The sequence below is a fragment of the Mucilaginibacter sp. genome (assembly GCF_028288105.1).
Taxonomy (GTDB): Bacteria; Bacteroidota; Bacteroidia; order Sphingobacteriales; family Sphingobacteriaceae; genus Mucilaginibacter.
On record NZ_JAQBOI010000060.1, the window covers coordinates 1 to 9942 of the forward strand.

The 9942-nt window shown below is 41.6% G+C and carries 9 protein-coding genes, 1 pseudogene and 1 riboswitch; of the genes and pseudogenes, 6 read left to right on the plus strand and 4 right to left on the minus strand.

Annotation, left to right across the window (positions count from 1 at the left end):
* The 4 genes and pseudogenes from JWQ85_RS04335 to JWQ85_RS04350 form a co-directional block, all read right to left on the minus strand.
* Nucleotides 1–1139, minus strand: a 1139-nt coding sequence (locus JWQ85_RS04335; RefSeq protein ID WP_299464485.1) for a homoserine dehydrogenase, incomplete at its 3' end; no start/stop codon positions are given.
* Complete coding sequence (gene metX / locus JWQ85_RS04340; protein ID WP_299464488.1) at nucleotides 1139–2194, minus strand: homoserine O-acetyltransferase; 1056 nt, start codon at nucleotides 2192–2194, stop codon at nucleotides 1139–1141. The genes metX and JWQ85_RS04335, both read right to left, overlap by 1 nt.
* 79 nt (nucleotides 2195–2273) lie before the next feature.
* On the minus strand, nucleotides 2274–3587 hold the full coding sequence (locus JWQ85_RS04345; RefSeq protein ID WP_299464491.1) for an O-acetylhomoserine aminocarboxypropyltransferase/cysteine synthase family protein: 1314 nt from the start codon (nucleotides 3585–3587) through the stop codon (nucleotides 2274–2276).
* A 235-nt stretch (nucleotides 3588–3822) separates the two neighbouring features.
* A riboswitch (SAM riboswitch) is annotated at nucleotides 3823–3934 on the minus strand.
* 137 nt (nucleotides 3935–4071) lie between these two features.
* Nucleotides 4072–5187 (minus strand): annotated as a pseudogene (locus tag JWQ85_RS04350) (PLP-dependent aspartate aminotransferase family protein).
* A 98-nt stretch (nucleotides 5188–5285) separates the two neighbouring features.
* Between JWQ85_RS04350 and JWQ85_RS04355 the strand changes: the two are divergent.
* From JWQ85_RS04355 to JWQ85_RS04380, 6 genes are all read left to right on the plus strand, one after another.
* Complete coding sequence (locus JWQ85_RS04355) at nucleotides 5286–5807, plus strand: hypothetical protein (protein WP_299464494.1); 522 nt, start codon at nucleotides 5286–5288, stop codon at nucleotides 5805–5807.
* 52 nt (nucleotides 5808–5859) lie between these two features.
* The gene (locus tag JWQ85_RS04360; RefSeq protein ID WP_299464497.1) at nucleotides 5860–6411 is read left to right on the plus strand and encodes a hypothetical protein; all 552 of its coding nucleotides are present in this window, start codon (nucleotides 5860–5862) and stop codon (nucleotides 6409–6411) included.
* Between the two features lie 114 nt (nucleotides 6412–6525).
* The gene (gene mqnE / locus JWQ85_RS04365) at nucleotides 6526–7719 is read left to right on the plus strand and encodes an aminofutalosine synthase MqnE (protein ID WP_299464499.1); all 1194 of its coding nucleotides are present in this window, start codon (nucleotides 6526–6528) and stop codon (nucleotides 7717–7719) included.
* A gap of 19 nt (nucleotides 7720–7738) precedes the next feature.
* Entirely contained in the window at nucleotides 7739–8359 is a 621-nt protein-coding gene (locus tag JWQ85_RS04370) for a histidine phosphatase family protein (protein WP_299464502.1), read from the plus strand.
* A 12-nt stretch (nucleotides 8360–8371) separates the two neighbouring features.
* A complete protein-coding gene (locus JWQ85_RS04375; RefSeq protein ID WP_299464505.1) occupies nucleotides 8372–9115 on the plus strand; it encodes a menaquinone biosynthetic enzyme MqnA/MqnD family protein in 744 nt (247 codons plus the stop codon).
* A 169-nt stretch (nucleotides 9116–9284) separates the two neighbouring features.
* Nucleotides 9285–9942: SDR family NAD(P)-dependent oxidoreductase (locus tag JWQ85_RS04380; RefSeq protein WP_299464508.1), on the plus strand; the 658-nt coding region annotated here is incomplete at its 3' end.

Genomic DNA, 9942 nt, shown 5'->3' on the forward strand with positions numbered 1-9942 from the left:
TCCTGGTTGTCGATAAGTTTTTGCAGGTTTATCTTTCCGATAACAAATTTGTAGCTGCCCGAATAAAAACGTTCGTGAATGTGTTCAAACTCTAAGGCTTCAACCAAACCTTCATCCTCATAACGCAGATAAATATTTACATCCACATTGTTAGTGAAGCGTAGATTACTCACTTCTTTGGCTTTTTTGTATTCGTACTGATAGTCATAACGTAACGCCGCGATATCTGATAATACAGCCGAACCTGTTGGGTGCCCGCCTGCGCCTTTACCAAAAAAGAATTGCTGGTCGGCAAAAGCTGCCTGTACAGTTACACCGTTGTATTCATACTCTACATTGTATAAAAACTCCGTTTCGTTTACAAATTTGGGTAATACAAAAAGGGTAACATGCCTGTCATCCAATTCTTTGGCTACGGGCACCAGCTTTATCTTTAATTTCTTTTCGCGGGCATACTGCAAATCATTAGGTGATAGGTTCTGGATGCCAATGTTAAGTACTTCCTCCGGGTTGATAACAACACCATAAGCATGCGCTGCTGCTATTATCAGTTTGAATTTGGCATCATAACCACCAACATCCATAGTTGGGTCGGTTTCTGCGAAGCCAAGGTCCTGCGCCTGTTTAAGAGCGGTATCATAATCAAGGTTTTCTAAATACCCTTTAGATAAGATGTAGTTTGATGAACCATTGAATATGCCGCTTATAGAATGCAGTAATTCATTATCATAATATTCCTCCAGGTTACGAATGATAGGAATACTGCCGCAAACCGCACCTTCATACAGTAATGAAGTGCCATGCTTGTGCTGCAGCTCAATCAGTTCATTTAGATAAGTGGCTATCATTTTTTTACTGGACGATACCACATTTTTGCCGGAACTTAATGCGCGCGATACAATCTCGAAGGCAGCTTCGGTATCATTTATCAATTCAACCACAGTATTAATTTCCGGGTTGTTCAGTATCTCGTCTCTGTCTGTTGTGAAAAGCTCTTTGGGTAACGATCGCTCTTTTTCTGGATTTTTGATAGCGATTTTTACTATTTCGAGATTTAGGTTCTTTGTTTTGATGATATCATACAATCCCTGGCCTACAACTCCAAACCCGAAGAGGCCTATGTTTAGTTTTTTACTCATTAAGCAATTTTTTGCAGTTCTATAATTTTTCCTTTTACATCGGTTTTAAAAAACGATGTGATAATATTTGTTAAATCTTCTGTTTCAATTAAAAATCCGTCGTGCCCGTAAAACGAATCCAGTTCGGCAAAGGCCGATTTTGGTATATGCCTGAACAGGTATTGCTGCTCCTCTACAGGGAACAATACGTCAGATTTTATACCAATAACCAACGTACGGGCTTTTATCAGGCTCAAAGCCTTGTCAATACCATGCCTGCCACGGCCAATATTGTGCGAGTCCATCGCTTTTGAAAGATACCAGTAACTATAAGCATTAAACCTGTTTACGAGTTTTTGCCCCTGGTAGTTTTGATAAGTTGATGCCTTGAAATTATCAGTAACATCACTCTGATCTTCCTGTTGGGTAATATCGTAAGTTTTATAACTGCGGTAGGATAGGAGGGCGATACTGCGCGCGGCTTTTAAGCCTTTGCTGCCACCATCTGCTGCACCTGCATAAAAAGTACGGTCGGCACTTATAGCCAAACGTTGCGATTCGTTAAAGGCAATGCCCCATGGCGAATGTTTGGCATTTGTAGCTATCAGTATCAGGTTTTTGATGCGATCTGGCTCAATAATACTCCATTCAATGGCCTGCTGGCCACCTAACGATCCACCCAATAATATCTCTATATGTTCGATCTTTAAATGATCTGCCAATAGTTTATGTGCTTTTATAATATCCCTTATAGTAAATTCCGGGAAAGCTAAATAATAAGGCTGACCGGTTGCAGGGTTTATACTTAAGGGATTAAGTGTGCCATAAGGCGAACCCAAAACATTAGCACAAACTATGAAATGATCGTTAGGATTAAAGTGATCGTCCGGGCCAAAAAGGCCTTTCCACCAATCAAAAACATCGGAATTTGCAGTGAGGGCATGGCATACCCACACTACATTGTCCCGATTTTCATTGAGGCTTCCATAGGTATTAAAGCCGATTTCAAGTCCTTGCAATTTTTGGCCGGATTCCAGCTCAAACGTTCCTGTATATGTAAAACTTTGTGTGCTCATTTGTTACATTTTCGTTATTTTGGGAGTAGTTGTCTAAACAACTACCCCCTAATAACATCACTTAAAAAACTAAAAAAATCTATACTAACTCCGGCTCTTTTATCTTGGCAAATGCCTGTTCAAAATCAGCTTTAATATCATCAATATGTTCAATACCAACCGCCACGCGTAGTTGCCCCGGTACAACTCCTGCAGATAGTTGTTCTTCATCTGATAGTTGCTGGTGCGTAGTTGCAGCCGGTTGTATAATTAAGGTTTTAGCATCGCCTACATTAGCTAAATGGCTAACCAGTTTTAGGCTATCTATAAGGTTATTCGCGTTTTCTTTACCGCCCTTAATTTTAAAGGATAACACAGCGCCAAAGCCATTTTTTAAGTACTTTTTGGCAAGTGCATGATGGGGCGATGACTCTAACCCCGGGTAGTTAACTGACTCTACCTGCGGGTGTTGCTCCAGCCATTTGGCCAATTCAAGAGCATTATCTACATGGCGTTGTACACGCAGTGATAATGTTTCTAAACCCTGAATATTAAGCCACGAGTTAAATGGTGATTGCGATGGGCCAAAGTCACGTAAGCCCTCTACCCGGGCACGAATAATAAATTGAATATTGCCAAATGGCCCGCCAATACCAAATACATCACTAAATATTAAACCGTGGTAACCTTCGCTTGGCTCGGTAAACTGCGGGAATTTCCCATTACCCCAGTTGTAATTACCGCCATCAATAATAGCACCGCCAATACAGGTACCATGGCCGTTTATCCATTTGGTGGTAGATTCTACAACCACGTGAGCACCATGTTGTAACGGGCGAAACAGGTATCCGCCTGCGGCAAAGGTGTTATCTACAATGAGCGGCAAATCGTACTTTTTGGCCAATTCGGCAAGTTTTTCAAAATCTGGTATATTAAAGCCGGGGTTACCAATGGTTTCCACAAAAATGGCTTTAGTTTTGTCATCAATCAATTTCTCAATATTTTCAGCTGTATCGTCTTTCGCAAAACGGGCATCGATCCCCAAGCGCTTAAAGGAAACTTTAAACTGGTTGTAAGTACCACCGTACAGAAAAGGGGAGGTAACGAAGTTATCGCCCACCTGCAAAATATTATTGAGGGCTAAAAATTGCGACGCCTGGCCAGATGCTGTTGCCAAAGCAGCTACACCACCTTCAAGGGCGGCAATACGCTTTTCAAAAACATCTGTGGTGCGGTTCATTAACCGGGTATATATATTGCCGAACTCTTTTAATGCAAACAGGTTTGCACCATGCTCGGCATTGTTAAATACGTATGAAGTTGTTTGATATAAAGGTACAGCACGAGCTCCTGTTGTAGCGTCAACTTCCTGACCAGCATGCAATTGCAGTGTTTCAAATTTTAAGTTAGACATGTTCTGTAGATTTAAAGGATAATTGAATGAGATGTTAACGATTACAACAGGATAATACTATCCTAAAGTGGTATCACGTGTTTTTTCAGGAAATAGAAAAAGGGGACGTGTACTGCATCAACAGCAGCAGCAACACATACAAATACAACCAGAAAGTTGTTTGTATACTGATTGCCTGGCCGTTTGGGCCTGCAAGGTGTTGTGACGTACGTAAATCAGAGTTTTCATGATTCAAAATTTATATCCCCCGGTTAACTATTCTCCGGGACAGGAATTGGCACCTTCTACACCTTGTAGGGTTGCCAGCGGTTCATCGAGCCTGATCTCTCGCCGCTTCTTTATAAATCAAAATCCGTGTGAGGGAATTGATCAAGGTATTGCTACCAAATAATGTTTCAAATATAGAGTAAACGATAATTAATTTCCAAATTTAATTTCAATTTAATTATCGTTCCAATGTAATAACGCTGTGTTTGACTATAATTTACGCCATCGCCTGCGTTAAATCACCTATCAAATCATCAATATGCTCTAAGCCAACCGATACCCTTAGCAAGTTAAACGGTGTTTTAGTATCCGGCCCTTCAACAGATGCACGGTGTTCTATTAAGCTTTCCACACCACCCAAACTGGTAGCACGGGCGAATATTTTTATGGAATTAACTACTTTTTTGGCTTCCTCTTCGCCGCCTTTTAGGGTGAAAGATAGCATCGCCCCAAAGCCGCTCATTTGTGCCTTGGCAATTTCATGCTGTGGGTGTGAGGATAAACCGGGGTACATTACACTCTCTACATGTGGATGGCTTTCCAAAAATTCGGCCAGTAGCTGTGCATTTTGTACATGGCCACGCACACGATAAGGCAGGGTTTTAATACTGCGTACCAGATAATAGCAATCCATAGGAGAGGGGATTGCGCCACCCATGGTTTGTATATCGCGAATTTTTTGCCACCAGTCGTTTTTTTATGCGGTAATAAGCACACCGCCCATCAAATCGCTATGGCCACCAAAGTACTTGGTGGACGAATGCATAACTATATCGGCGCCTAAAGCTAAAGCTTGCTGGCAAAGTGGGGTGGCAAATGTATTATCGCAAACCACTTTAATATTGTGCCCACGGGCTATGCTTACTACTTTTTTAATATCGGTGATTTTTAATAGCGGGTTAGATGGTGTTTCTATCCATATTACGCCGGTATTTGGTTTAATATGAGCTGTTAAAACATCGCTATCGTTCACATCAATAAAATCGAATTCCAGGATACCTACGAAAAGCATTTTTAACTGGTTACGCAGTCCATGATACATATCATCAGGGCAAATAATGTGTGTACCCGGCTCTAACGACTGAAATACCGACATGCCGGCTGCATTGCCAGATGAAAATGCCGCAGCCTCAACACCGTTCTCTAACTGAGCCAGCACATTCTCTAATGAAGTACGATTGGGATTAGCCGCACGGCTATAAGAATACCCGGACGAAAATTCTCCATCTTCATCACGCTGAAACGTGGTAGACATAACAATGGGTTGTATAACTGCTTTTGATGAGGCATCGGTATGGTTGCCGGCGTGAATGGCTATGGTTTCTATTTTCATTATATTAAAGCTATGCCGCCAAATTAACTAAGAATATTTGTGATTTACTGTAGCAATTTGCAAGATATTGTCGTATTTTGATTACGAACCCAAACACAATGAAAAAAATATTACCTATGCTGATGCTTCTTATCATCAGCTTAACTGGATGCAAAAAAGATGCTGCTATTACCCAGTTTGATAATAGCTACAAAAAATGGCAGCAGTTTAAAAGCCAGAGCAATAACTCGTATTCTTACATAGCTTATCGCTTTTATACATTTTTAGGGGATCGTACAGAAACAAAAATTACAGTAAAAAATGGTAAAGTTATAGAGCGGGAATATACCATGTGGACTAATCAACCAAACTCAGCGGTTACAGTAGTGGCAGAAACCTGGGTAGAGAACGAAGCTTTGCTAAATAGTCACCAACAATTGCGCGCAGCCGAGATACTAACGCTTGATCAGGTGTATGCTAAAGCAAAAACTGTATGGCTGAAAGTCAACAAAAAAGATAACGAGATATTTTTTGTTGATAAAAATGATGGGCTTATTTCATCAGCAGGCTCTATACCTAAAGGTTGCCAGGATGATTGTTTTAACGGTATCAGTATTAAAGAGATAAAGCTACTTAAGTAGCATCCCACTAAGCAAATGTATATCTTTACTTAAATTACAACCTCGCAATTTTATGAAGAAGCTTTATACCATACTATTTGCATTGCTTGTTTTCGCGGCTTGTACCAAGGATAATACTGCAACTACTACCCAAAAGAAAACGCTTAGTTACAGCACAAAAGACTATAACGAAAGCCTTACTTTGTGGGCTCAATATAAAGCTTCTGTAAAAAACACCTACACTTATACAGTATTAAGATCATCCTTCACAGGCAATAATTCCGAAACCAAAATTACTGTTGTAAATGGCGCTGTTACTAAACGCGACTATATTTATTATCAGTACGATTTGTCGACCGGGACAAGCATCCGTGTTGTTTTAAGAGAATGGCACGAAACTACAGGCAATTTAGGTTCGCATACTGATGAAGGCGCCGCTTTGCTTACCATTGACGATGTTTACGCAAATGCAAAAAACGTTTGGCTTAAAGCCGATCCAAATACCAACGATGTGTACTTTGAAGCTAAAAACGATGGCCTTATCTCAACAGCAGGTTATGTGCTTAAAGGATGTGCAGACGATTGCTTCATTGGTATAAACATCACATCCGTTTCCAGCCTGTAAATTTATTCTGGTCTGTAAAAACACTGTCATACTCTGTGTTTAAACATACATTAAGTTGATGCATTGGTTTTAAAACTGATGCAATTTGCTACATTTGCTCAAATATTTTTCTAAATGGAAGTATCAGATAATTTTCGGGTATTGCTGGATAATCCCCAACTTTTGCCCGAGCTTAAAGACATTGCTGAGAAGGTACTTCATAACCAGCGCATCACTTTTGACGAAGGCGTTTTGCTTTATGAAAAAGCTGAATTAGGCTACCTGGGAGTACTTGCCAACTACATACGCGAGCAAAAACACGGTGATAAAACATACTTTAACCGTAATTTTCACATAGAGCCAACCAACCTTTGTGTTTACGATTGCAAATTCTGCTCATACTCACGCCTGCTAAAACAGCGTGCCGATGGGTGGGAGTACACTATGGAAGAGATGCTGGATATTGTTAAGAAATATGACGACCAGCCGGTTACCGAAGTACACATTGTAGGTGGCGTTTTACCGCAATACGATGTTGCTTTTTATAGTGAACTGTTCAGTAAGATAAAGGCACACAGGCCCAATCTGCATGTGAAGGCTTTAACCCCTGTAGAGTATCATTATATATTTAAAAAAGCTAAAATAGATTACGCTACGGGTATGAAATTGATGAAGGACTCGGGCCTGGAATCGATACCTGGAGGAGGGGCAGAGATATTTCACCCCGAAGTGCGTGACCTGATAGCTAAAGATAAATGTACCGGCGACCAGTGGCTTGCTATACACGAGGAATGGCACAAATTGGGTATGCGATCAAACGCTACCATGCTTTACGGCCATATCGAAAAGTTTCATCACCGTGTTGACCATATGGAACGCCTGCGCCAACTACAGGATAGAACGGGTGGGTTCCAAACATTTATCCCACTGAAATTCCGCAATCAGGATAATCAAATGAGCCACGTGCCCGAATCAACCGTAGTGGAAGATTTGCGTAATTATGCCATAGCGCGTATCTATCTTGATAATTTTGACCATATAAAAGCCTATTGGGCCATGATAAGCCGTACAACAGCACAGCTATCCCTTAATTTTGGGGTGGATGATATTGATGGTACGCTTGACGATACTACCAAAATATACTCAATGGCGGGCGCTGAAGAGCAAAACCCCGGCATGAGCACCAAAGAATTGGTAGACCTGATAAAACTTGCAGGCCGTTACCCAATTGAGCGCGATACGCTTTATAACGTAATTACAGATTATAACGATTACCAGTTTGCGGAAGAAGTTAAACCGCGCTTTTATAAATTGCCCGTTATTAATTAAGGCAGTTTAGTATTACACTATGATAGAAAAGACTTTATATATAGTACGCCACGGCCAAACAGACCTTAATAAACAAGGCATTGTACAAGGCAGGGGCAGGGATACTGATCTAAATAATGAAGGTCGCCGCCAGGCTAACCAATTTTACGAAGCTTACAAGAATGTACCCTTCGATAAAATTTACATATCCGAACTTAAACGTACCCAACAAAGCATCCAACAGTTTATTGATCTGGGGCTGCCTTATGAAAAATTAGCCGGGCTTGATGAGTTAGCATGGGGCATACATGAAGGCCAGCCAGCCACTCCAGAAACCAAAGCCGCATTCCTGCAATTAATGCGCGATTGGCTTGATGGTAAACTTGACGAAAAATTTGAAGGCGGCGAAAGTCCTAACGAAGTTAAGGCAAGGCAACTGGAGGCACTTGAAGTAATTATGAGCCATCCCGAAGAAAAAACGGTGCTGATATGCATGCATGGCCGCGCTTTGCGTTTACTGATGTGTATACTTACCAATCAGCCGCTTACGCAAATGGATAATTTCCCACATCAAAACCTGGTTTTATACAAGGTAACTTACGATGGCAGCCAGTTTGAAATTGTTGAAGCCAACAATGCCAAACATTTAAAAAACTCATAGAGAGAACAATACGTGAACAAGATAAAAATTTCTGCCGTTAGCTATACTAACACCAAACCCTTTTTATACGGCCTGCAACACTCACCTATCAAAGACAAGATAGATCTGAGCCTTGATATGCCTTCAGACTGTGCCCAAAAGCTGATAGACGATGTTGTTGATATTGGTTTAATACCCGTAGCGGCTACATTAAATTTACCCCAATGGGAAATTGTATCTGCCTACTGTATTGGTGCCGTTGGTGCGGTAAACTCTGTATTCATATTCAGCAACTGCGATATAAAGGATGTGAAACGGGTACAGCTCGACCCGGAATCGCGTAGCTCCAATAACCTGGGGCGAGTACTGCTTAAAAATTACTGGAAGGTGCAGCCGGAACTGGTTGTAAATGCGCCGGATTATTCACAATCAGCAGATGCTCAAACCGCCTTTGTACAAATTGGCGACCGCACTTTTGGTAAAAAAGACCAATACAAATATGTGTATGACCTTGCCGAAGAATGGCAAAAGTTTACCGGGTTGCCTTTTGTATTTGCTGCCTGGATAGCCAACAAACCTATACCTGAAGATTTTATAAAAGAATTTGACCTGGCATTGAGATACGGCCTTGCCCATAGGCAGGACCTGTTAAAAGAACTCCCGCAACGTGCCGATTTTGACCTGGAAGATTACTTGATGCACAGACTGGATTTTGACCTGACAGAGGATAAAAAGAAAGCACTGTATTTGTTTTTGGATTATATAAAGGCGTTGTAGGTTATCCACACATGTCATGGTGAGCTTGTCGAACCATTAAGTCTTCGACAGGCACAGACTGACACACTGCATTTTTTGAGTCTTTGCGAGATATCCTACCAAACAATTCTTCAAAAAACTAAAACCATATCCTGATATTAGCATTGCATATAGCAAAGCTCATATACTTATGGATCCACAAAAACTTAAAGGGCAAGTTGCCCTGATAACCGGTGCCGATAGCGGCATAGGCAAAGGCGTTGCAATTGCTATAGCACAGGCCGGTGCTAAGGTATTGGTAAACTACGTGCACAACCAAAAAGCTGCAGACGAAGTTGTTGACGAAATACAAGCTGCCGGCGGCGAAGCCTTTGCCCACCAGGCAGATGTAAGCAAGGAAGATGAGGTGCAGGCTATGTTTGCCAAACTGATAGCAACATACGGCGGTATAGATATCCTGGTAAATAATGCGGGCCTGCAAAAGGACGCAAAATTTGTGGATATGACGCTGGATGAGTGGAATACAGTTATCAACATAAACCTAACCGGGCAGTTCCTTTGCTCGCGCGAGGCTGCAAAATTGTTTATCAAAAGGGGAGTGGTGGATGGTGTGAGCCGCGCGGCGGGTAAGATCATCTGCATGAGCAGTGTGCATGAGGTTATCCCATGGGCGGGCCACGTAAACTATGCAGCAAGCAAAGGCGGCATAAGTATGTTTATGAAAAGTATAGCACAGGAGTTAGCACCCCATAAGATAAGGGTAGTGGCTATCGGCCCGGGCGCCATACAAACGCCTATCAATAAATCGGCCTGGGAAACACCCGACGCTTTAAACAAGCTATTAACAT

Bases quoted from the DNA above. Each gene is read 5' to 3' on its own strand.
- metX (WP_299464488.1), bottom strand. From the start codon at position 2,194: ATGAGCACACAAAGTTTTACATATACAGGAACGTTTGAGCTGGAATCC.
- JWQ85_RS04370 (WP_299464502.1), top strand. From the start codon at position 7,739: ATGATAGAAAAGACTTTATATATAGTACGCCACGGCCAAACAGACCTT.
- JWQ85_RS04355 (WP_299464494.1), top strand. From the start codon at position 5,286: ATGAAAAAAATATTACCTATGCTGATGCTTCTTATCATCAGCTTAACT.
- JWQ85_RS04360 (WP_299464497.1), top strand. From the start codon at position 5,860: ATGAAGAAGCTTTATACCATACTATTTGCATTGCTTGTTTTCGCGGCT.
- JWQ85_RS04345 (WP_299464491.1), bottom strand. From the start codon at position 3,587: ATGTCTAACTTAAAATTTGAAACACTGCAATTGCATGCTGGTCAGGAA.
- mqnE (WP_299464499.1), top strand. From the start codon at position 6,526: ATGGAAGTATCAGATAATTTTCGGGTATTGCTGGATAATCCCCAACTT.